Below are 21975 nucleotides of genomic sequence, written 5' to 3'. Positions count from 1 at the left end.
CATACCACATGACCCGTCGGGATAAGAGCTCAGGGGTCCCTTCTCGGGCGATCGCCCGCCCGCCCCGTTCGAGGTCCGTGAGGAAGAATCGGACGATTCGGGCCCTATACCGTCGACTTTCCGGCGAATCGGTCCCATCGGACTAACACCAAGAATTATGATGTACCCCTTCATAGGGGTCGGTGGTCCATGGCAAACGCAAACAGGCCGCAAGTATCGGTCGAGGACCACGACAGGCTGGCGCAGAACCTCGGGATCCGGTCGTCCGGCGAGGAGCTGACGATCGAGGAGCTACGTGGCGCGATCGATGCGAGCGACGGTCGGGAGCTCGCCTCGATGGGCGAGGCCATCCGTGGCGACCTCGACGGCGAGCTCGACGCCGAGCTCATCGAACGGGAGCTCTCGGAGCTGGCGACACAGATCAGGCGGTTGCCCGAGGTCCGGGAGGCCGGTATCCCCGACGGGGAGACCGAGCCCGAGGTGCTCTATCGCGAGCTCGCCGCGCCGGGATGGCGTATCTACGACCATCTCGTCGAGGCGGGCTTCTTCGAAAGCGCCGAAGCCAACCTGCCGCGGTTCACACCCGAACACATCGAACGAACGGCCCACGGACTGATCCAGGCCGAACCGCTCACCGACGCCCTCACGGAGTGTGGCTTCGACGAGCGCGAGCAGACCGTCCTGGTGATGAACGTGGTGAACAACAACAACCGCCTCGCGCGGTGGACGCCCGCGAAGGACATCCCCGACGAGGTGGAGTTCAACGTCGAGGACGTCCCGCCGCTCCAGCAACGGGCGATGGGCGGCACCCTGCTGTGGGTGAAGAACCTCGACATCCACCTCTGGCAGAAGAAGATCCTCATCACCGACGAGATCCTCGACGACGGCTACTGGGACGTCAAGGCGATGCTGGGCGGGCTGTACGTCATGGCGATGGCCGCCCGCGAGATCGCCGAGGGCGGCTCGCTCTCCGACGAGCAGCTGGCCGCGGCGCTCTCGGCGAGCACCGCGATCATGATCACCAACCAGGAGGAGATCGTCAAGGACATGTTCTGGATCACCGAGGAGATGCGGAAACCAAGCACGCTGCGATAACACAACACACAACATACCAATGTCAATCGACGAAGACAGGGCCGTCAAGGCCGCACAGGACACGGTCGTACGGGAGACCGACAACGGCTATCGGGTGCTCGGCGCACCGGAGAAGTCGGTCACCCACCAACACGACATCGATCGCATCCCCGAGAAGGACGTCACTCAGGAGATGCTGAGCGAGAGCGGGCAGAACCCCGAGGCCTGGCTGGTCTACGGCGGGAACTACGAACAGCACCGCCACACGACCTGCGAGATCATCACCCCCGAGAACGTGGGCGAGCTCGAGCTCGAATACGAGCTGTCGGTCGGATCGGGCTCGAGCATGGAGGGCACGCCGCTGATCGTGCCGGGCGACCCGCCGATCATGTACCAGTCGAACGGGCCCAACCACATCAAGGCGATCGACCCCCGTGAGGGCGACGTCCTCTGGAGCTACACCTACGCGGTGCCGAACGACGTGGTGCTCTGCTGTGACGACAACAACCGCGGGCCCGCCGTCTACGGGGACCAGGTGTTCATGACGACGCTCGACTCGGGCGTCGTCGCGCTGGATCGCTACTCCGGCGAGGAGCAGTGGTACCACAGCACCGAGGACCACGAACGCGGCTATTCAGCGACCTGGGCGCCCCAGGTCTACGAGGGCACGCTCTTCACGGGGAGCGCCGGCGGCGAGTACGGGGTTCGGGGCTTCCACACCGCCATCGACGTCGAGACGGGCGACGAGGTCTGGAACACGCTGCTCTCGCCCGAGGAGGAGTGGGTCGGCGACAGCATCAACCAGTCGGCCACCACCAACTGGATGGGCGCGACCGTCGACGAGAAGCGGGGCAAGCTCTACCTGCCGATGGGCAACCCCGGGCCGGACTTCGACGGCTCGGTCCGGCCGGGGCCCAACCGCAACAGCATCGGGACCATGTGCATGGACATGGAGACGGGCGAACGCGAGTGGTTCCACCAGGAGTCGGCCCACGACGTCTGGGACTACGACTCGGCGATGCCCCGGATCGTCATCCGCGACGTCGAGCTCCGCGGCAAGGAGCGCGACGTCGTCGTCTCGGTCGGCAAGACCGGCTGGCTCTACACCAACGACGTCGAGACCGGCGAGCTGCTGGTGCGCAGCGAACCCGCCTGCCAGCAGCTCAACATGTTCCGCATGATCCCCCACATCGACGAGGGTCGTCGGATGCCCTTTATGCCCGGCGGGATGGGCGGCAACGACTGGCAGCCCGGGACCTACAACCCCGAACTGGGGATCTCCTATCACAAGCTCCACAACTCCCCGCAGGAGGCGTGGTGGCGCTTCGAGGAGTTCGAGGCCGGCAAGAAGTACTGGGGCGGCATCCTCGAGGACGAGACCGAGGCCGAGCCCGAGGGATTCAACGGCCACATCGGCGTGATCACGGCCCTGCGCCCGTTGACGGGCGAGATCGTCTGGCAGGACTGGATCGACGGCGACGTCTACCTCTGGGGCGGCACGATGTCGACATCGACGGGTCTGACCTTCGCCGGCACCCAGAACGGCAACATGATCGGCTACGACGGCGAGACCGGCGAGCGCCTCTGGGAGTACGACGCCGGCGAGACGCCGATCTCGGGCGACCCGATCAGCTGGTACGATCCGGGCACCGAGAAGCAGTACGTCGCGATCCAGGTCGGCGGCAGCGGCTGGCTGCGCCGCGGCAAGCGCGACGACCGGCTGCTCGTCTGGTCGATGGAGGAGTAGGCGGCTCTGTCGGCCACGGGACTTTTTGCTCGGCGACTACCAAAAACGAAGCAGATCCACCCGAGAGAGGTCGGTTCGACCGACTGAGGGATCCCCCTTTATCCGGCAAGAAGGTACTTGTGAACTGAAATTCCAGTAGATGCCAATGGATCGATCCCTCTGGACACGATTTCTCGTCGTAGTCAGCCTGCTGATCACTCTCGGATTCGCCGTCAGCGCCATGGTGACCCCGCCCGATCCAGCCACTCAAGCGCTCGTCCTTCCGGTGATACTCCTCGTGGCGATCCCCCTCTCGTACTGGGTGGTCTACAGAGGGGGCCTTCCGGTATAAGACCGGCTCCGGGTCACCGGTCTGGTTGGCCCGGATTCGGTTCGGCGATGATCACTAGGTAGGGCTCGCCGCCACGCCTGCGGTCGACCCGTTTCGTCCTCTCTATCGAGAAGCCCGCCTCGGCGACCCGCTCGCGCCAGTAGGTCTCGGGGTCGCTCTCGACTCCTTCAGGGGTTATCGGCAGTTCGAGGACCCCGAGAACGCCCTCTGGCGCACAGACCCGACGGAGCTCCTCCAGCGCGCGCCCGTGATCGTCGTCGGGCAGGTCATGCAGCACCCGACAGGCGGTGACGACGTCCTGCGATCCCCCGACGACGGGGGGCCGGGCGGCGTCACCCCTGACGGGCGTGACGTCGAACCCCGCCTCGCGGGCGTTTCGCCGGGCCAACAGCGGGGCGTTGCCGAGGATGACCCGGTCGTCGAAGACGTCGAGGCCGACGACCGAACAGCCCTTCGGGAGGTGGGGCGCGAGCGCGACGAGCGACCGGCCCGTCCCGCAGCCGACGTCGAGGAGGCTGTTTGCCCCTTCGAGGGGGAGTTCCTCGGCCAGCGCGTCGTACTTGTAGCGTTCGAGGGCCCAGGGCGGCGGCCGGAGCAGCTTCGCCCCCGCGCGGCCGGCGCGGACGAGCAGGGGGAGGGCCAGCGCGACGGCGAGCACGCGACCCCATCGGGAGGGCGACCTTCGCCACACCGCGCCGACCCCGAGAAGCGCACAGCCCCCGGCGGCGAGTCGTCGGAGCCGGCTGCGCCAGTGGTAGAGCCCGAAGTAGTACACTACTCGACGCTGAGGCCGCTTCCCTCGCCGCCCGCCGCCTCCGTGAACTCGACTTCGATCTCGAGTTCGCCCTCGCGTTTCTTCGAGAACTCGACCTCGACCTCGATGGGTTCGCGGTACTCGAAGGGGATCTCCCAGTCACTCCCCGAGACCGTGATCGAGGTGTCGCTCTCGATCGCCTCGGCGAGGTTCCTGAGAAACGCCGCCGTCTCGTCGCCCGAGAGACGGATCTCGCGCTCGAAGAAGCCGCTGGTGATGGTCTTGCGGTTGTGCTCGCTCTCGTCCGGGAAGTCGACGTCGTTACCCATGGTGAGAGGTAGCACTCCTCCCCCTTAACTCCGGGCGCTCCGGCGCGCGTCGGCCCAGTAGCAACGACTATGTGGAACGGTTACAAATACCGTGTCGTGTCCCTGATCGACGTGCTTGGGAGCACGCCCCGCCTGAAGATCATCCGTGAGCTCTCCCATGGTCCGCGATACGTCTCGGAGCTGACGGAGGCCGTCGGCATGGACGGCAAGACGGCCGCCCACCACCTCTCGACGCTCGAGGAGAACGACATCGTCGAACACTACCACCGGGGGAACCGCAAGTACTACCGGCTCGTCCGTTCGATCGAGCTCCGGATCGCCCCGCCGCCCGAACGGACCTTCATCCTCCAGGCCGCCGAGCGGTCGGACCCCCCCTCGGCCGGGGACTGAGCCGGCCCGGTCCAAAAGTATATGGTAAATCGTGGTAATTGTGCCCACATGGCTACGAGCGACGGGACGGCAGCCGAGGCGGGCAACGGCAGCGAATCGACGGTCGACTACCAGATCGAGGAGCTGATCGATCGGCGGACCGAGGAGATCGAGGGACGGATCGACGAGCTCGAGGAGGAGCTCGCGGACGTCGAGGACTATGCCCGCATCAGCCTCGGCGAACGGCGGGTCAAGGGCAACGAGGCGAACATCTCGGAGTTCTCCGAATCGCTCACCGACTTCGCCGACCGGATGTTCACGAAGACCAACGCCCTCGAGAGCCAGCTCCAGGTGCAGACGCTGCTGTTGGCGGAGCTGCTCGAGGCGCTCGCGGAGGCCGACGACGTCGAGGTCGACGTCTCGGACGTCAAGCGGTATCAGGAGGACCAGATCGTGATGAGCGCCTCGCCCGACCAGCGCCTCGAGGAGGCGATCGAGGCGCTCTCTGAGGACTGACGACCGAGCAACGGGGCCCTCAGGCCTCGCGGACGCCGACGACGTTCTCCTGGAGGTAGTCCTCGTACATCGCGTTGTAGACCACCTTCACCTCGTCGCTCTCCGGGATCGACTGACAGCTCAGGTAGATGTCCCGCTCCTCGACCTCCTCGTCGGTGAGGATCAGGTCCATGTCCATCGTCACCTCGCCCTCGTAGACGATCATGGTGCAGTAGGCACACGAGGCCGCGCGACACTCGAAGGGCCACTTCTGGTCGGCGTCCTCCGCGCCGTCGAGGATGTAGCGCGTTCCCCGGATCTCGAAGCTGCCGTGGTCCTTCTCGTCGAGGTCCGCGCCGGCGGCCTTCTCGAAGAGGTCGTCGTCCTCGATGTCCCAGCCGTGCTCGGGGATCGCCTGGTAGTTCAGGTACTCGATCTCGTAGACGGGGAGCTCCTCGGGGTCCATCTCCGCCTCGGCGTCGCGTCCGACCTTGACGTTCGGGAGGCTGCTCGACATACATGGTCGATAGTGACACACGTACTTAACTGGTCTGCCGGCTGTTACCAGGGACCGAGCCCCTCGTGGACGTATCACTCTGCGGGCGGAAACGCCCTGAGTCGGTGGGTGGCCGTGATCGAAAGGGCCACCGGCGTACCCCGTTCGAGGAGGTCGTCGTTGCTGGCGGTACAGGCCAGGGCGTCGCCGTTCCCGATCTCCATCCGGTAGCTCACCGTCGGACCGTTGAACCGCCGGTAGGTGATCGTCCCGTCGGGCTCCCCGATCGCCCGCTCGACCGCCAGGTCGTCGGGTCGGACGAGCACGTCCGGCCGGGGGCCGTCGTAGCCGGCGAGCTGCTCTGCGTCGATGGCCCCGATGGGCGTCTCGACGACGCCGTCGTGGCGCCGTCCCGGGAGGTAGCTCGCCTCGCCGAGGAACTCCGCGACGGTCCGCGAGGCCGGTCGCATGAACGCCGCCTCGGGCGTTCCGACCTGCTCCAGGCGACCCTCGCACATCACGGCGACCCGGTCGCCGATCGACAGCGCCTCCTCCTGGTCGTGGGTGACCCAGACGGCGGTGACGTCGACGGCCTCGAGCACCCGGCGGACGGCCTCGCGCATCTCGACGCGCAGTCCGGCGTCGAGGTTCGAGAGGGGTTCGTCGAGCAGCAGGACGTCCGGCTCGGGCGCGAGCGACCGGGCGAGCGCGACGCGCTGTTTCTGCCCGCCCGAGAGCTCCGCGGGGTAGTGTTCGGCGTGGTCGGCGAGCCCCACCAGATCGAGCAGGCGGGCGACCCGCCGATCCCGGTCGGTGGCGTCGACGTCCCAGAGGCCGAAGGCGACGTTCTCGACGACCGTCTTGTGGGGGAAGAGCGCGAAGTCCTGAAAGACGATGCCGACGTTTCGCCCCTCGATCGCCGTCGAGGCCGCCGCGTCCGCGAGCGTCTCCCCCCGGATCCGGACCGCCCCCGACTCGGGCTCCTCCAGGCCGGCGATCAGGCGCAGCGTCGTCGTCTTCCCGCAGCCCGAGGGACCGACCAGCGTCAGCACCTCGCCCTCGCGGACCGTCACCGAGACGTCCTCGACGACCGGCGTCCCGCCGAAGGACTTGGTGACGCCCTCGATCTCCAGGACGTCCTCGACCGTGGCCGGCGGGTCGTCGNCCATGGTCCGCTCCTCGGTCTCGTCGGTCAGCGCCTCGACGGCGAAGCTCCCGCCGAGGGGATCGACGACGTCGGCGACGCCCGACTCCCGGACCGTCCCCCGGCGGTCGTAGCGGTCCCGGAAGACGATCACCAGCATCGACAGCCCCGAGACGCAGAGGAGCACGAGCGCCGGGACCGCGGCGAAGCCGTAGTAGGCGCTTCGCTCGATCCGCCAGATGAACGTCGCGAGCGTCTCGAAGCCCGCGGGGCCGAGCAACAGGGTGGCGGGAAGCTCCTTCATCGCCGTCAGGAAGACCAGCGCCGCCCCTGCGAGGATCCCCGGGATGATGAGGGGGAGGACGACGTGGCGGAACGCTTTGATAGGTGTGCAGCCCAGCGACCGGGCGGCCTCGACGAGTCGGGGGTTGACGTGAAGCACTCCGGTACGAGTGGAGCCGACGGCCTGCGGGAGGTAGAGGACGACGTAGGCGAAGACGAGCAAGGGGAGGGTCTGATAGACCGCCCCCGCGTAGCGCGTGCTGAAGTAGATGAGGCTCAGCCCGATGACGACGCCCGGCACCGCGTAGCCGATGTAGGTCGCGCGTTCGAAGAGGGCGACGAGCCGCGAGGAGTAGCGCGCCGAGAGGTACGCGACCGGGAGCGCGACGACGGCGGCGACGACGGCCGCGGCCGCCGCGACGCTCACGGAGTTGATCGCGTAGGACCACTCGAAGGCGAGCGCCGGCGCGTAGACGTCGGGCATCCGGAGCAGCCACATCACCAGCACGCCGATCGGGAACAGGAGCGATCCCCCGGCGAGCAGGGCGAGGAAGGCGAGCGCGGGCCACTTCCAGCGACCCAGCGAGAGGGTGTACCCGTCGGTCGAGCCCCGGGCGCTGCCGTGGAGCGTGTCGTCGCCCCGGACGCCCGACTCGATCGCGAGGATCACGAGCGCGACCGCGACGAGATGCATCGCGAGCAGCGAGGCGTACTCCTGGCCGAAGGCGTTGTACTCGACGTAGATGACTCTGGTGAAGACGTCCAGTTGGAGCATGGCGGGCGTGCCGAAGTCGCCGACGGCGTACAGCGCCACCAGCAGCGCGCCCGCCGTGATGCCGGGCCGGACGAACGGGATCACCGCCCGGAGGAACGAGCGCCACATCCGGGTGTCGAGCGACCGGGCGGCGTCGAGATACGTCTTGTCGAACGAGCGAAGCGCCGCCCGCGTCGTGATGTAGACGTAAGGGTAGTTGTACAGCGTGAGGACCGCGATCGCCCCGCCGAGCCCGTAGATCTCGGGCAGCGACTCGACTCCGAGGGGAGCCAGAAGCGACTGGACCTCGCCCTGAGGACCCCACACGGAGATATAGGAGAACGCGCCGATGTAGCTCGGGACGACGAGGGGGAGCGAGACGACCACGGCCCAGAACCGACCGTAGGGCAGGTCGGTGAGCTCGGTGAGGACGGCGAGCGGGACCGCGAGGAGAACCGACAGAAGGGTGACGCCGACGACGAGCCCGAGGGTGTTCAGGAGGATGCGGGCGGTCTGCTCGCGCAAGAGGAGTTCGGCCGCTCGGTCGAGCTCCACGCTCGCGGCGACGACCGCAACGTAGAGGACCGGCACGACCACGCTGGCGGCGATCGCGCCCGCGAGCAGCGTCGCCGCCAGCGGCGGGCGCTCGCGCTCCTCCTCGCCCCCCTCCGCGACCTGCTCGTCGCCCGACTCGGCGGCCGCCATTCAGAGGACGTCCAACTCGCGGAGCATCTCGAGGGTGGTCTCGATGTCGGCCAGGTCGTTGAGGTCGATCTCGGGGGGGTCGAGCTCGTCGCGATCAGGCAGCACGTCCAACGGTTCGACGTGCGGGCTGACGGGGTACTCCCAGGTCGTCGTCGCGAAGTACTCCTGGGCCTCCGCCGACGCCCAGTGGCCGATGAAGTCGGCGGCGGTCTCGGGGTCGTCGCTCGCGTTCATCACGCAGGCGCCCGGCACGATCGGGACGACGCCGGCGTCGTTCTTCGTGTACGTGACGTCGATCGGCATGTCGAGGTTGCCCCGGACGATGTAGTGGTTGTAGAGGCTGGCGTTGACCTCGCCGCTGCCGGTCGCCTGCGCGAGGTCGCTGCGCCCGCCCTCGTACGTTCGGAGGCCCGCATCGAGCATGTCCTGGATCCACTCGCGGGTCTCGCTCTCGCCGTGGATCACCCGCATCGCGGTGACGAACGCCTGCGTCGAGCCCCGGAAGGGCCCCCAGCCCATCTCGCTCGCGACCTCGCTGTCGGGAAACGCCATGATGTCCTCGGGGACGTCCTCGGCCTCGAAGCGGTCGGTGTTGTACGCGATCGCCCACGAGCGGCGGGTGAGCCCCATCCACTGACCGTCGGGATCGCGGAACTCCTCGGGGCAGAGTTCGAGGACGTCTCCGGGCATCGTCTCGGTGTAGCCCTCCTCCTTGAGGTAGGTGAGGGTGCCCGACTCGGTGGTGTAGTAGATGTCGGCGGGCGTCTCCTCCTCGGTGACGATGGCGTTGACGAGGTCGGCCGAGTCGGCGTAGCGGACGTTCACGGTGAAGTCGTCGTACGTCTCCTCGATGTAGTCGATCAGCTCGCCGACCCGTTCCTCGCTTCGCCCCGAGTAGACCGTCATCTCGCCCTCCAGATCGGGCAGCTCGTCCATCGTCGTCCCGCCCGGTTCGGGGCGCTCGTCGGTGAACTCGGGGTCGCCGAGCACCTCCTCCTCGGCTCCGCCTGTGAACCGTCCCGCACAGCCCGCGAACGCGACGGCTCCCAGCCCGACACCCGTCGTCCGGAGCAGCTCCCGACGTGAACGATCGATCATGTTCTTACAGACGCCCCCCTCGATATGAAGCTTCGCAGCCGGGTAGGGAAGTTCGCGGGAATGTTATACATGCCCGCCGTCGGATTCCGGAACCGGCCCCGACGAGTCGACGAGGGCGGCCAGTTCGTCGTCCGCCCCGCCCGCGACCGACGACCGCTCGCCGAGCAGGGCGCCACACGCCTCGCACTCGTTCCAGACGACCGTATAGGACTTCTGACAGCACGGGTCGACCGACTCGCTTCCTCCGGTAGTGGCGCCGTCGCAGTCCGGACAGCGCTCGAGCAGGAGCCGGAGCCGACCGAGGAGCTCGCGACGGGCGTCGCGGTCGAACGCCGACCAGTCGTCGTAGCGCTCCCTGAGCAGCTCGTTCGCGGCGACGTCGGCCAGCAGCGCGGCAGACGAGTCCCACCGGACGAGCTGGGTGCCGTCGACGGAAAAGGCACGATCGCCCCGCTGGGCGACCTCCCCTTCACCGAGCAGCCGGGCGACCGCCCGCTCGCCGAGCTCCGCATCCCGTCGCTCGTGGATCGCCGCCCGCCAGCGATCCCGGAAGTCGGCCGTCAGCGAGACCGACCCCTCGCGCTCGACGATCCCCGCTTCCTCGAGGCTCCCCCAACTACCCGCTTCCTCGGGATCGCCGAGCGTCCTCGGGGCCGGCTCCTTGCCGAACAGCCGGAGGACGGCGGGCGGGAGGTACTCCTCCGTGAGCTCGGGCGTTCCGGGGACGAGATAGCCCCGGAGGTAGATCGCGAGCAGGCAGCCGGCGAGCGTCGCCGCGCCCAGCGGGGGCGAGAGGACGGCGACGGGCGCGGCGAGTAGGGCCGCCAGCAGGACGTTCACGACCGTACAGGGGCCACAGCGGTTCTCGCCGATGTACGCGGGCTGTCTGAGCGTTGACGCGATCTCTACGGGGCCCATCGGATCACCGGGCGACCGGCCGGGTCGGTCGCGTGTCGATGGCTGACGCGTCGCACATACTACCGGGCACGGGCCGCCCGAGGGTAAACCTGCCGACCCGATCCTTCGTCGACGCGCGAAACCGGGGGGCCGTACCGGGTTGAGGCGTGTCAGAGGGGAGCTATCGGCGGGCGACAGTTCGGCGCGGAGCGGCGAGTGGCGTAACCGGTATCGATTACATCGTGGTGAGAAGAACTAACACGTTTGAGGACCAAGTAACGCTTGTAGATTACCATGACAGATTTAGGCGGATTCCAGGACCACGTCGCCCGAGTGGACCTCTCGTCGGGCGATGTGAACTACGAGGGCATCGACGACGAGGACGCGAAGAAGTATATCGGCGCGCGGGGGCTGGGCGTGAAGTACGTCTTCGACAACGGCACCGACGTCGACCCGATGGGCGAGGAGAACCTGCTCGCGTTCATGAACGGGCCGCTGACGGGCACCCAGGCGGTGATGAGCGGCCGGATCGCGATCTGTACGAAGTCGCCGCTGACGGGGACGGTAACCGATTCGCACCACGGCGGCTGGTCGGGCGCGCGACTCAAGTGGTCCGGCTTCGACGGGCTGCTGTTCGAAGGCAGGTCCGAGGAGCCGGTCTACGCCTACATCGAGGACGGCGAGGTCGAACTGCGGGACGCCTCGCACGTCTGGGGCAAGGGCGTCCACGAGACGATCGACACGCTCGGCGAGGAGGTCGAGGGCAACGTCGGCAAGAACCTCAGCGTGATGGCGATCGGCCAGGGCGGCGAGAACGAAGTGAAGTACGCCTGCATCATGAACGAGGACGACCGCGCCTCGGGCCGGGGCGGCACCGGCTGCGTGATGGGGAGCAAGAACCTCAAGGCGGTCGTCGTCAAGTCCGGCACGAAGATGCCCAAACCGGCCGACCAGGAGACGTTCATGGAGGGTCACCAGCAGGCGATGCAGGTGATCCAGGAGTCGGACGTCACCGCGCCCAACGAGGGCGGCCTCTCGATGTACGGGACGAACGTCCTGATGAACATCACCGAGGAGATGGACGGCCACCCGACGAAGAACGGGAAGTACACCTCCGCGATCTCGTACAACGAACACGAGGAGGACCGGCCCAAGGACCTCGACGCCGAGCGGATCAGCGGCGAGAACGTCCGCGAGAACATCCTCGTCGACGAGCCGACCTGCCACTCCTGTCCCGTCGCCTGCAAGAAGGAAGTGGAGGTCCAGACCCAACACAAGGGCGAGGAGATGAACGTCCGCATGGAGTCCTTCGAGTACGAGTCCGCGTGGGCGCTCGGGACGAACTCCGCGAACGACGACCGCGACAAGATCGCCGTGATGATCGACCGGTGTAACGACGTCGGCATCGACACCATCGAGGTCGGCAACATCATGGCGATGGCGATGGAGCTGACCGAGCGCGGCAAGCTCGACGACGTCGGCGACGGCGACGGCATCGACTGGGGCGACGAGGAGGAGATGATCGAGATGATCACCAAGGTCGCCAACCGCGACGGCGAGCTCGCGGACCTGCTTGCGGAGGGCCAGGAGGGCGTCGCCGACGCCGTCGACGCCCACGACTCGAAGCTCTCGGTCAAGGGCCAGTCGATCGCGGCCTACGACCCGCGCTGCATGAAGGGGATGGGCATCGGCTACGCCACCTCGAACCGCGGCGCGTGTCACCTGCGCGGGTACACCCCCGCGGCCGAGATCCTCGGCATCCCGGAGAAGGTCGACCCCTACGAGTACGAGGGCAAGGGCGAGCTCACCGCGACCTTCCAGGACCTCCACGCGATCTCGGACAGCTTCGACATCTGCAAGTTCAACGCCTTCGCGGAGGGCATCGAGGAGTACGTGCTCCAGTACAACGGCATGACCGGCCTCGACGTGAGCGAGGACGAGCTCATGGAGTCCGGCGAGCGCGTCTACAACCTCGAACGCTACTACAACAACCTCGTCGGCTTCGACGGCGCCGACGACTCGCTGCCGGAGCGGTTCCTCGAGGAGGGCGGCAACCCCGGCCAGGGCGCCTCCGAGGGCGAGTACTGCGAGCTCGACGAGATGAAGGAGGAGTACTACGAGCACCGCGGCTGGGTCGACGGCGTCGTTCCCGACGAGAAGCTCGACGATCTGGGCATCGACATCGGCCCCGGCACCGGCGTCTCGACGGGCGACTCGCCGGCCCCCGCCGACGACTGAACTGCTCTCATCCGTTCGCGTTTTTTGTGGCCGACCGACTGCCGATCAGACGTAGAGAGCGATCAGTGCGACCGCCAGCAGGAGCATCTGGAGCGCAGTGAGCGCGCCCGCGTGCTCCTCGACGCGGTCCTCGTACCGGTTCGTAAAGGAGGTGACGGCGACGAGCAAGCCGTACGCGACGAGACAGATCGCGGCGACGGGGTTCACCTCGATCAGCACGACTCCGACGCCGACCGCGAGACCCACCACCAGCACGTTCCAGAGTTCGGCGATCTCCATACCCCATGGAGGCGGCTCGGACGGATGTAGGTTCACAGTTCGCGGCGCGTCGATCGGAGAACACAACCGTTTTTTCGGAGATGGGCGGACTGGGGATATGACTCCCAAGCACGTCGAGAACGGCGAACGCGCCACCCCGCGCTGGACGCGCGAGCAGGCCGCGCGTATCGAGCGAACGGACGGGACGGTCGCGCCGATCATCTATCCGCCGCGGGAGGCGATGGCGCCGGACGTCCACGGCTGGGACACCTGGATCCTACGCGAGCGCGACGGCTCGATCGCCACCGTCGACGGGTGGCGCGTGATCTTCTCGCTCACCGCGCCCGCGCACCTCCTCCCCGGGAAGCGCCACGACGTCGCCGAGATCCGCTACTTCTACTCGAAGGACGGTGAGCGCTGGCACGACGGTGGCCCCGTGTTCGAGACGGACGCTCGGGGCTCGCGCCAGTGGGCCGGCTCCGCGCTGCTCGACGATGACGGCCGGCTCTACGTCTTCTATACGGCTTCGGGCCGCGCCGGCGAGGAGGAGCTCACTTACGAGCAGCGTCTCGCCGTCGGTTCCGGAGGGACCATCGTGGCCGACGACGCCGGGCTCGACATCGAGGGTCCCTTCGAACACGAGATTCTGCTCGAACCCGACGGCGATCGCTACGAGCGCGAAGAACAGTACCGGGGGATGATCTACACCTTCCGCGACCCGTGGTTCTTCGAGGACCCCGCGGACGGCGAGACGTATCTGCTGTTCGAGGCGAACACCCCCGTCCCCGAGGATGAGGGGGTCTGTGAGGACCCGGTGTGGGAGGAGTTCAACGGCAGCGTCGGGATCGCACGTTCGCCCACCGGCGACCCGACCGATTGGCGGCTCGAGGACCCGCTGTTGGAGGGGGTCTGCGTGAACCAGGAGCTCGAACGCCCGCACGTCGTGGTGCGAAACGGGAGCTACTACCTGTTCATCTCCAGCCACGACCACACGTTCGCACCCGGGCTGGACGGGCCCGACGGCCTCTATGGCTTCGTCGCCGACTCCCTCACCGGGGAGTACCGCCCGCTCAACGACTCGGGGCTCGTACTCACGAACCCCGAGAACGCGCCGTATCAGGCGTACTCGTGGATGGTACTCCCTCACCGGGACGAACTGCTGGTGAGTGGCTTTTTCAACTACTACGATCTCGGCGGGCTGACGCTCGACGACGTGGCGGGGCTCTCGCCCGACGAGCAGTTGGCGAAGTTCGGCGGCACGCTCGCGCCCACGGTGCGGGTGGCGATCGAGGGCGACCGAACACGGATCACGGGGACGCTGTCCCACGGCCATATCCCCCTCGAGTCCGAGGAACTGCCCGACCTCCCCGACGAACGACTGGGCCATCGCGACGAGATCGCAGGGTACAGGACGCGCTACTGAGCTACCGGTCGGCGACGGGAGGGTCCCGCTTGCGTCCGGCCGTGGCTCCCGTATCCCATGCCGACCCCAGGGTCCAGGCGTCGAGCTCGACCCGCGCCGAGCCGCCGTGGGCGGCCAGCGAGACACCGACGCTGTCCTCGCGGGTCGGATAGACGCGGCTGGTCAGACACCGACGCTCGTTCACGAACAGCTCGAGGACCGAGCCGTCGACGAACGCGCGGAGCTCGATCGGCCCCTCGAGATCGTCGATCGGCATTCGCTGGGGCGTGGTCGTCACCCGCTCGTCGAGGCTCGAGGTCTCGCGTTCGACGACCAGCTCCCCATCGGTCACGCGGATCGGCGTCCGCTCGACGCCGTCGGGCGACTCGAGGACGGCGAGCTCGATCTCCACGGCGTCCCCGATGTGGATCGTCGCGTCGAGCTCGAGGTGGCGGCCGTCGACGTCCAGACGGTACGCCTCGGCCTCGAGGTCGACCTCCCGACGGGTGTGGGCCTCCCTGAGCCCCTCGAGATCGGGGGCCGGGCGCTGGCGCAGATGGCCGTCCTCATAGGTGAGTTCGCGGGGCAGCGACAGGGCGCCCGACCAGCCGGCGTCCCACTGGGCGCTCTCGTCGCGCGCCTCGGTCAGCCAACCCCACGTGAGCGAGCGGTCGTCCTCGAACAGCGACTGGGGGGCGTAGAAGTCGCCGTAGTCGAGGAGGCCCCGTTCGTCGGGGTGGAACTCGTTATCAGTGAATTCCCCGAGGAAGTAGACGACCTCCTCGTAGTTCGAGACGTGAAGCAGGTCCCGATCGCCCAGATCGAGCAGTTCGGGACACTCCCACATCGCGCCGGTCTCGCCGTCGCCGACGAGCAGCGGCCCGACGTACTCCCACTCGCGGAGGTCGGGCGAGGTGTAGTAGAACACCGCACCGCCGGCGTCCGTGATCCCCGAGCCGATCAGGTGGTGCCAGAGGCCGTCGGCGTACCAGATGCAGTGGTCGCGGAACTCCGCCTCCCAGTGCTCGGAGCCGACCACGTCCTCGGGCGCCTCGTCGATCACCGGGTTGTCGGGGTCCTTCGCCCACGTCCGGAGCTCGGGGTCGGTCGCGGTCGCCCGGCAGGGCAGCTGGACGGGCCCCCGCCCGCCCGTGTAGAGGATCGTCGCCGTCCCGCCGTCGTCGATCGCACAGCCCGACCAGCAGCCGTCGCGGTCGGGGCCGTCGGGCGAGGGGGACAGGGCGACCGGTTCGTCCTCCCAGTGGACGAGGTCCTCGCTGGTCGCGTGGCCCCAGTGGATCGTCCCGTGCATCGGGCCCGCGGGGTTGTACTGGTAGAAGACGTGATACCGGCCGTTCCACCGGATCAGCCCGTTGGGATCGTTGAGCCAGTTGGCGGGCGGCGTGAGGTGGTAGGCGGGTCGTGCGGGCTCCGCGATCCGCTCGCGGAAGGCCGCGAGCTCGCCCCCGCTGTGGGGGCGGCTCGGCACCTCGCCGTCGGCGAGCACATCGAGGACGTTGCCGACCAGCCGCGAGCGGGCGGTCGCCGCCGCCTCCTCGATCGGGTCGTCGAACGTCAGCGCGCTGCCGGCGCCGATCACCCGGCCGTCGCCCTCGTTCCAGGAGACCAGCGGGAGGTCGCGGACGGCGTCGTCGGGGCCGTGAACCAGCGCCGAGAGGACCTCGCCGCACTCGGGGAGGACCTCGACGTAGCGCGCGTAGGGCTGCTCGCCGGGGTCCGCGGTGTGGATCCGCAGGTCGTCGAACCCCTCGAAGACCGGGTGGTCCGCGTGGAGGCACTTCGCGAGGTAGCCGATCGGCTCCGCGGGGTCCTCGACGCCGACCGCGTCGGGGCCGACGGGGTCGATCCCGAGGGCGGGGACGGCCGTCAGCGCCTGCAGGCTGAGAAGGAGGCCGCCGCCGTCGCGGAGATACGAGCGGATCGCCTCGCGGGCGTCGGGGTCAACCGCCCCGACCGTCTCCGTCCGGTGCCACCAGAGGACGTCGTAGCGCGCGAGGTCGACCGAGCCGGCGGCGAGGTCGACGGGGTCGGCGGCCGCCGCGGCGGCCCCGCACCACTCGTGGGCCGCCCGCTGCTCGGGGGAGCGCTCGCCGACGTGGAGGAGCCCGACGCTCGCCGCGTTCTCGAACATTGGCGTGGACTACTGGATACGCGAGTAAAACCTTCGTGGTCCGGGTCAGGCGGTCTCGGCGTCGGCCTCGATGACGTTGACGCCCTTGCCCTGGAGATGGCGCAGCTGATCGCGGACGAACTCCTCCTCCTCGGTGCCCCGCGTCGCGAGCATGTAGACCTGCGCGCCGCCGACCGGACGCATCGTCCGGCCCGCCCGTTGTGAGCCCTGGCGCCGCGAGCCCCCCAGCCCCGAGGCGACGATGGCGACCGTCGCCGCCGGCAGGTCGATCCCCTCGTCGCCGACCCGCGAGACCAGCAGGACGTCCCGGGCGCCGTGGCGGAACTCCGAGAGGAGGCGCTCGCGTTTCGCGTAGCGGGTCTCCCCGCTCAGGAACGGGACGTCGAGCGCCTCGGCGTACTCCTTGCCCTGTTCGAGCCAGTCGACGAACAGCAGCGTCTTCTCGCCCTCGTGTTCCTCGAGCAGGTGGCGGATCTCGTCGAGTTTCGCGGGGTTCGAGGCGGCGACCTGTCGGCGCTCGTGGCCGAGGGCGCCGTCGTACTCCGACTCGGCGGCCTCGCTCGCCCACGGGACGTAGCGGATCTCGACGTCGGGCTCCATCACGTAGCCGGCCTCGAACAGCGCCGACCAGTCGGTGCCGATCGGCGGGCCGATCAGTGTGAAGATCTCGGCCTCGTCGTCGCTCTCCCTGACGGGGGTCGCCGACAGCCCCAGGCGGTGTTTCGACTGGAGGTCCGCGCTCTGGCGGAAGATCGGCGCGGGGATGTGGTGGGCCTCGTCGTAGACGATCAGGCCCCAGCGCCGTTCGTCGAACAGCCGGCGGTGACGCTCCATGCCCGCCGTCTGGTAGGTGGCGATCGTCACCGGACGGATCTCCTTGGTGCCGCCGTGGTACTCGCCGACCTCGTCGGGACCGAGCGACGTGTTCTCGAGCAGCGACTCGCGCCACTGGCTCGCGAGCTCCCGCGAGGGCACCAGTACGAGCGTCTCGCCGCCGACGGCGGCCATCGCGCCCATGCCCGCGACGGTCTTGCCGCTGCCCGGCGGACCGACGAGCACGCCCGCCTTCCGCTCCGCGAACCGGTCGACCCACTCCTGCTGGTAGTCTCGCAGTTCGAGCGCGAGGTCGATCTCCAGGGGGTCGCCGGTGTCGAGCTCGCGGGCGTCCCGCACCGGATACCCCTCGTCGTACAGCAGCCGTTTGATCTCGCCCTCGCTGCCCTCGCGCACCCAGCTCTCGGTGTCGGAGATCGGCGCGTGGAGCTGCTCCTCGCCGAGGGCCTGCCGGGCGACGTTGCCCATCAGGCTCTCGCTGTCGGCCGCGAGGACGGTATACCCGTCCTCGTGGGTCCGCAGGGTGAACTGTCTGGCGCGCTTCCACTGGCGCTCGATCCACTCCTCGAGACCCTCGTAGCGCCCGCCGGTCACCCGTCGCAGCGCGACCAGCAGGTCCGCGAGATCGTCGTATGGCGCGCCCCAGACGTCCTCCTCGCGGATCCGATAGATGGAGTCGCTCGTCCCGTTCGAGTCGACCAGATAGGCGAACGTCGAGAGCCGCGCGCGGGTGAACTGCTCGGGATGGGAGACGACCAGCTCGCGGCGGTTCGGGAAGGTGACGACCCGCTCGCGCCGAGCGTGGCGGTCCCACTCGACGGGATACCACACGACGGGATCGCGCTCGACGTCCCGGCGGCCCACCGTCCCGGCCTCGGCGAGCTCCGAGAGCCGGCGGTCGGCCTCCTCCTGGGAACAGTCGAGGACCCGGGCCAGCTCCTCGGCGGTGAGGACGGGCTGTCCGAGCTGTTGGATCGCGTCGAAGAACTCGTCGAGCGGGGTGTCGTCGGTCACTGGCCGCCGGTAGGGGAGCGGGGGCTAAACGGCTTTCACTTTCCCGTCCCGACGACGATCGCCGACCGCACGTCGAGGGCCGTCTCGAACTCCGCGCGCCGGTCCTCGCGCTTGCCGAGGCGTTTCAGCTGCTCCTCGTGGGTCCGCCGGAGCGCCTCGTGCTCACGGCGTTCGAGCCCGTGTTCCTCCCCGAACGCCTCCCAGTGGTCGGCGGGGACGAAGAAACAACAGCGCTCGTCGGTCTCGACGGCGAGTTCGTAGCGCCGTCGGTAGTCGTCGAGCTCCGGTTCCAGTTCGTCCTGGGCGCGTTCGAGCAGGCCGGGCAGCCGACTGCCGGGGACGCTCGCCTTCGCGGCCGCGAGGAGAACGACCTGGCCGTCGATCGGGTGGCTCATCCGCCCGCGCGCATCGCCTTCTGGGCGAACTGCTCGATCAGCGGTTCCAACGTCTCCTCCTCGCCCTCGAAGACGATCGTCACCTCGGTCAGCGAGAGCGAGGGGCCGATCGAGACCTTCGCCGAGGAGAGGTCGGCCTCCCAGTCCTCGCCGACGACCCGGTCGTCGCTCTCGACCTCGCCGCCGAGGTTCGAGAGGTAGTGCCGGGCGAGGCGCTGACTGATCCCCCGAAAGGAGCGTTCGGTCCTCATTGGCCCCCGGCGACCGGCGGGAAGAGACTCAGTGTGTCGCCCGGTTCGAGCGGCGTCTCGGGGCCCTGGGCGTGGGTGACGTCCCGGCCGTTCTTGAGGATCGAGAGCTGGGGCTGGATCTCGCCGTCGCCGTCGAGCAGCCGTCCCTCCAGCCCGTCGAACTCGGATTCGAGGTCCGCGAGGACCTCCCCGACCGTGACGCCCTCCTCGTAGTCGCGTTCGATCGTCTTCTGCCCCATCGCCTCGCGGAACGTCGCGAAGGAGCGCAGCTCGAGGTTCATGATCCGAAGCACGGACGCAGGGGGGATAAATACCGGCAGTCGCGTGGCGCGTGCCGGCTCAGCGACGCAGCCGGAACCCGAGTTCGCCCGCGAGCGCGCCGAAACAGAGCGAGAGCGCGCCGAAGGCGCCGAAGGCGGCCGGCGAGAGCGACTCGTAGACGAGTACGAGCGGGACCCGAAGCAACGAGCCGGTCCCGACGGTGATCGAGGCCGAGACCGCGACCATCAGCGCCGCGGTCCCGCAGACCACCGCGCTCCCCTGAAGCGCGCCGCTCGCGTTCGGCCGGGTGAGATAGCCCGCGAGGAGCCCGCCACAGAACAGACAGATCGCGGTGAACGATAGCCGGACCTCGCCCGTGAGCGGCCCGGCGATCGAGACGAGGATCGCCAGGACGCCGAAACAGAGCCCGGCGGCGACCGCCCCGCCGTCGAGCGGACGGGTCCGGCCCGGCCGGGAGCGGAGCTTCCGGGCGTAGGCCGGCTCGTCGTCGCTCATACGGCGTCGCTCAACCGGATCCCGTCGTCGACGAGCCGGGCGTGGCGCTCCTGATCGAGCGCGTCGGCCAGCTCCTCGTGGTCGTAGATCTGCTGGATCAGCGCGTACTGGAAGTCACACCACACCTCCGCGTAGATCGACGACTGGCCCCACGCGCGCAGCTCGACGATGTACTCGTCGTACTGCTCCCAGCGCTCCTCCAGGCGGTCGATGACGTCCGCCGCGGCGCTCGCGGCCTCGCTCTCCCCCTCCGGAACCGCGCCGTTGATGTAGCCCTCGTACTGGTCGATCTCCCGTTGCATCGCCATCAGCGTCTCCTCGCCGTCCTCGGGAAGGCTCTCGCCGAGCTCTCGGGGCACCGCCAGCGTGATCTCGTCCATGGAGGCGCATGGGCCGCCTCCGGTAAAAAGCCGACTACCGCTCCTCGACGTGCCGAACGTCGACTGCAACTCCCCGGGTGCTTTCCGTCATCTCTCGGCCGAACATCTCCGCACGCCCGGCCGCGAACGCCTTCGGGCCCTCGACGACGACCTCGTCGCCGGTCCTGATCTCCGCATCGGCGTCCAGAATCCCCGGCGCGAGGACGTTTCCGTGGGGGACGAAGCCGTCGATCTCCACGCGTTTCGTGGGGGCGTCGCTCTCGAGCCACCGCCGCGCGCCCGCCAGCGTCAGCGCGAGCGTCCCGTACTGGGGCACCATCGCGGCGAGTTGCTCGCCGTCGCTCGTGTGGGCGCGGAACTTCGGGTACCGGCTCTGGATCGAGAGGTCGGCGAAGAGCTCGTCGCCCGCCCCCTCACCGAACTGGTAGTCCGCGATCGCTTTTACCGTATTGTGCTGGCGCTCTCGCTTGCCGTACTTGAGCTCGCCGTCGAGGGCCTTCATGAGGTTCGCGATCGAGTCCGTCGTGGTCGGGTGGTCCTCGACCGTGTACTCGATGGGGGTGTCGATATGTGGCTCGACGCGCTCGATGATCTCCCGGTAGTCCGCGGGCAGGTGGGCGATGATTCTCGGATACTCGTTTCGTTCGAGATACCGGCGGAGAACGCGAGCGACGAAGGCGATCTCCGTTTCGGTCCACCTCCCCGTAACGGCGGTGTCGTAGTGCTGGGCCGGGTAGGTCGTTTCGAGCTCCTGGGGGACGACCCCGATGGGCGAGGTCATCGAGACCAGGTGGGCGCGGTACTGGATCGCGTCGTGGAACTGGCCGTGGCTCTGGGACTCGCTGTAGGGTTTGGTTGCCGAGCAGGGCACCAACACGAGCGGGTTGTCGAACCGGCTCCGGTATCTCGACGTGACTCGGTCGGCGAAACGTTGGATCTCGATCCTCCGAAGGGTGTCGTCGGTCGTCGCGCTGATCTCGCTCGTGCGGTATATCGGGGTCCGTTCCTCCACGTAACTCCATTCGTCGTCGAACTCCCGGAACAGAGAGGTCAGCCACGGCGCGTGGCGGGCCTGGCCCTCGACGTAGTCGCGCAGTCGCCCCGCACGGATCCGCTCGCGGACGACCCTGAGCTCGGCCCGAAGCGCGTTCTCGTTGTGCTCGGCACAGTCCTCGCGGCTGAACTCCTCGCGGGGCTGTTGACACGCAGAACAGGCACACGGCAGCTCCTCGAGATCCGAGAGGAAGTGTTCGCCCTCGCTCGTGAGGTACATCCCCTGGGTACCCTTCACGACCGCCTTGTGGGCATCCAGCAGGTCGACGCCGATGTAGGCGAGCAGCGCGGCGTTTCGGGGCGTCGCGACGCCCGAGAGATACAGCGCGGTGTCGGCGGGGATCGCCTCCCGGACCGCGAGTACCTCGTCGCGCAGCGCGCTGGCGTGGCCGACGCTCCCCTGCGCCGTCGAGAGGACGTAGGCGTCGGTGCCGTGGTCCGCGGCGGTGGTGGGTGAAACGACCGCGGCGCTCGGGTAGTCGACGTCGGGGTTCGAGACGGCGAAGGCCTCCTCGACCTCCTCGTCGGTGCCGCTGGGGAAGGCCCTGTGGGGAAGGATCGTCACGCGGTCGTCGCGACCCTCGGGGGGCTCGCGATCCTCCGACCAGAGGCTGCCGGCGTCCTCGACGTGGTCGTCCGCGAGCGCCGGCGTGGTGAGGGGATCGGCGAGGCGCAGCTCGCCGAGTCGCGCGGCCCCGTCGCGCCCGTGGACCTCGAAGTAGTCGGTCATGGTTTGACTGGCGCGG

22 protein-coding genes and 1 pseudogene are annotated in these 21975 nt (G+C 68.5%); 7 read left to right on the top strand and 16 right to left on the bottom strand.

Features of this window, described 5'->3' with window-relative positions; translation table 11 throughout:
* The first annotated feature begins 189 nt into the window (after window positions 1-189).
* The 3 genes from WOA58_RS00775 to WOA58_RS00765 all read left to right on the top strand — a co-directional run bounded on the left by WOA58_RS00775 (window position 190) and on the right by WOA58_RS00765 (window position 3152).
* Window positions 190-1095, top strand: a complete 906-nt coding sequence (locus WOA58_RS00775) for a hypothetical protein (RefSeq protein WP_340602217.1) — start codon at window positions 190-192, stop codon at window positions 1093-1095.
* 19 nt (window positions 1096-1114) lie between these two features.
* Window positions 1115-2821, top strand: coding sequence for a pyrroloquinoline quinone-dependent dehydrogenase (locus tag WOA58_RS00770; protein ID WP_340602216.1), 1707 nt, complete (start codon window positions 1115-1117; stop codon window positions 2819-2821).
* 145 nt (window positions 2822-2966) lie between these two features.
* Window positions 2967-3152: a DUF7534 family protein gene (locus WOA58_RS00765; protein WP_340602215.1), complete on the top strand. Its 186-nt coding sequence runs from the start codon at window positions 2967-2969 to the stop codon at window positions 3150-3152.
* Window positions 3153-3165: 13 nt separating this feature from the next.
* Here the strand turns inward: WOA58_RS00765 and WOA58_RS00760 are convergent, their stop codons facing one another.
* Complete coding sequence (locus tag WOA58_RS00760) at window positions 3166-3927, bottom strand: class I SAM-dependent methyltransferase (protein WP_340602214.1); 762 nt, start codon at window positions 3925-3927, stop codon at window positions 3166-3168.
* On the bottom strand, window positions 3927-4235 hold the full coding sequence (locus WOA58_RS00755; protein WP_340602213.1) for an amphi-Trp domain-containing protein: 309 nt from the start codon (window positions 4233-4235) through the stop codon (window positions 3927-3929). The genes WOA58_RS00760 and WOA58_RS00755 overlap by 1 nt, the downstream gene beginning before the upstream one ends.
* A gap of 96 nt (window positions 4236-4331) precedes the next feature.
* Here WOA58_RS00755 and WOA58_RS00750 point away from each other — a divergent pair, with 96 nt between their 5' ends.
* Window positions 4332-4625 (top strand): ArsR/SmtB family transcription factor, encoded by a 294-nt coding sequence (locus WOA58_RS00750; RefSeq protein WP_340602212.1) that lies wholly within the window; start codon window positions 4332-4334, stop codon window positions 4623-4625.
* 48 nt (window positions 4626-4673) lie between these two features.
* The gene (locus WOA58_RS00745) at window positions 4674-5120 is read left to right on the top strand and encodes a hypothetical protein (protein ID WP_340602211.1); all 447 of its coding nucleotides are present in this window, start codon (window positions 4674-4676) and stop codon (window positions 5118-5120) included.
* A 19-nt stretch (window positions 5121-5139) separates the two neighbouring features.
* Here the strand turns inward: WOA58_RS00745 and fer are convergent, their stop codons facing one another.
* The 5 genes and pseudogenes from fer to WOA58_RS00725 all read right to left on the bottom strand — a co-directional run bounded on the left by fer (window position 5140) and on the right by WOA58_RS00725 (window position 10496).
* Window positions 5140-5565 (bottom strand): ferredoxin Fer, encoded by a 426-nt coding sequence (gene fer, locus WOA58_RS00740; RefSeq protein ID WP_340603110.1) that lies wholly within the window; start codon window positions 5563-5565, stop codon window positions 5140-5142.
* A gap of 125 nt (window positions 5566-5690) precedes the next feature.
* Window positions 5691-6893 carry an ABC transporter ATP-binding protein gene (locus WOA58_RS19050; protein ID WP_390220490.1) on the bottom strand — a complete coding sequence of 401 codons (1203 nt, stop codon included), beginning with the start codon at window positions 6891-6893 and terminating at the stop codon, window positions 5691-5693.
* Window positions 6867-8480: pseudogene (locus WOA58_RS19045) on the bottom strand (ABC transporter permease); the annotation flags it as partial. The pseudogene WOA58_RS19045 and the gene WOA58_RS19050, both read right to left, overlap by 27 nt.
* Entirely contained in the window at window positions 8481-9578 is a 1098-nt protein-coding gene (locus tag WOA58_RS00730) for an extracellular solute-binding protein (protein ID WP_340602209.1), read from the bottom strand.
* Window positions 9579-9641: 63 nt separating this feature from the next.
* Window positions 9642-10496, bottom strand: coding sequence for a GOLPH3/VPS74 family protein (locus WOA58_RS00725; RefSeq protein ID WP_340602208.1), 855 nt, complete (start codon window positions 10494-10496; stop codon window positions 9642-9644).
* Between the two features lie 273 nt (window positions 10497-10769).
* Here WOA58_RS00725 and WOA58_RS00720 point away from each other — a divergent pair, with 273 nt between their 5' ends.
* Window positions 10770-12713, top strand: coding sequence for an aldehyde ferredoxin oxidoreductase family protein (locus WOA58_RS00720; RefSeq protein WP_340602207.1), 1944 nt, complete (start codon window positions 10770-10772; stop codon window positions 12711-12713).
* 45 nt (window positions 12714-12758) lie between these two features.
* Here WOA58_RS00720 and WOA58_RS00715 read toward each other — a convergent pair whose 3' ends face one another.
* Complete coding sequence (locus WOA58_RS00715) at window positions 12759-12992, bottom strand: hypothetical protein (RefSeq protein WP_340602206.1); 234 nt, start codon at window positions 12990-12992, stop codon at window positions 12759-12761.
* Window positions 12993-13089: 97 nt separating this feature from the next.
* On the opposite strand from WOA58_RS00715, the gene WOA58_RS00710 reads away from it, so the two are divergent.
* Window positions 13090-14394: a glycoside hydrolase family 68 protein gene (locus tag WOA58_RS00710; protein WP_340602205.1), complete on the top strand. Its 1305-nt coding sequence runs from the start codon at window positions 13090-13092 to the stop codon at window positions 14392-14394.
* Window position 14395: 1 nt separating this feature from the next.
* Here WOA58_RS00710 and WOA58_RS00705 read toward each other — a convergent pair whose 3' ends face one another.
* From WOA58_RS00705 to arcS, 8 genes are read right to left on the bottom strand one after another with little or no spacing between them, the layout of a single operon-like run.
* On the bottom strand, window positions 14396-16525 hold the full coding sequence (locus WOA58_RS00705; protein WP_340602204.1) for a GH32 C-terminal domain-containing protein: 2130 nt from the start codon (window positions 16523-16525) through the stop codon (window positions 14396-14398).
* Window positions 16526-16570: 45 nt separating this feature from the next.
* Window positions 16571-18373: a DEAD/DEAH box helicase gene (locus tag WOA58_RS00700; RefSeq protein ID WP_340602203.1), complete on the bottom strand. Its 1803-nt coding sequence runs from the start codon at window positions 18371-18373 to the stop codon at window positions 16571-16573.
* Between the two features lie 35 nt (window positions 18374-18408).
* On the bottom strand, window positions 18409-18768 hold the full coding sequence (locus WOA58_RS00695; protein WP_340602202.1) for a hypothetical protein: 360 nt from the start codon (window positions 18766-18768) through the stop codon (window positions 18409-18411).
* A complete protein-coding gene (locus WOA58_RS00690) occupies window positions 18765-19019 on the bottom strand; it encodes a hypothetical protein (RefSeq protein ID WP_340602201.1) in 255 nt (84 codons plus the stop codon). Before WOA58_RS00690 ends, WOA58_RS00695 begins: the two co-directional genes overlap by 4 nt.
* Window positions 19016-19300, bottom strand: a complete 285-nt coding sequence (locus WOA58_RS00685) for a ubiquitin-like small modifier protein 1 (RefSeq protein ID WP_340602200.1) — start codon at window positions 19298-19300, stop codon at window positions 19016-19018. The genes WOA58_RS00690 and WOA58_RS00685 overlap by 4 nt, the downstream gene beginning before the upstream one ends.
* A gap of 58 nt (window positions 19301-19358) precedes the next feature.
* Complete coding sequence (locus WOA58_RS00680) at window positions 19359-19796, bottom strand: hypothetical protein (protein WP_340602199.1); 438 nt, start codon at window positions 19794-19796, stop codon at window positions 19359-19361.
* Window positions 19793-20176 (bottom strand): hypothetical protein, encoded by a 384-nt coding sequence (locus WOA58_RS00675; protein WP_340602198.1) that lies wholly within the window; start codon window positions 20174-20176, stop codon window positions 19793-19795. The genes WOA58_RS00680 and WOA58_RS00675 overlap by 4 nt, the downstream gene beginning before the upstream one ends.
* 34 nt (window positions 20177-20210) lie before the next feature.
* Window positions 20211-21959: an archaeosine synthase subunit alpha gene (gene arcS / locus WOA58_RS00670; RefSeq protein WP_340602197.1), complete on the bottom strand. Its 1749-nt coding sequence runs from the start codon at window positions 21957-21959 to the stop codon at window positions 20211-20213.
* Window positions 21960-21975: the final 16 nt, after the last annotated feature.

Origin of the sequence: Halalkalicoccus tibetensis (genome assembly GCF_037996645.1) — an archaeon.
Lineage (GTDB): Archaea > Halobacteriota > Halobacteria > Halobacteriales > Halalkalicoccaceae > Halalkalicoccus > Halalkalicoccus tibetensis.
Note: the sequence above shows the minus strand (reverse complement) of the source record. Positions and strands in the feature narration are given on the sequence as shown.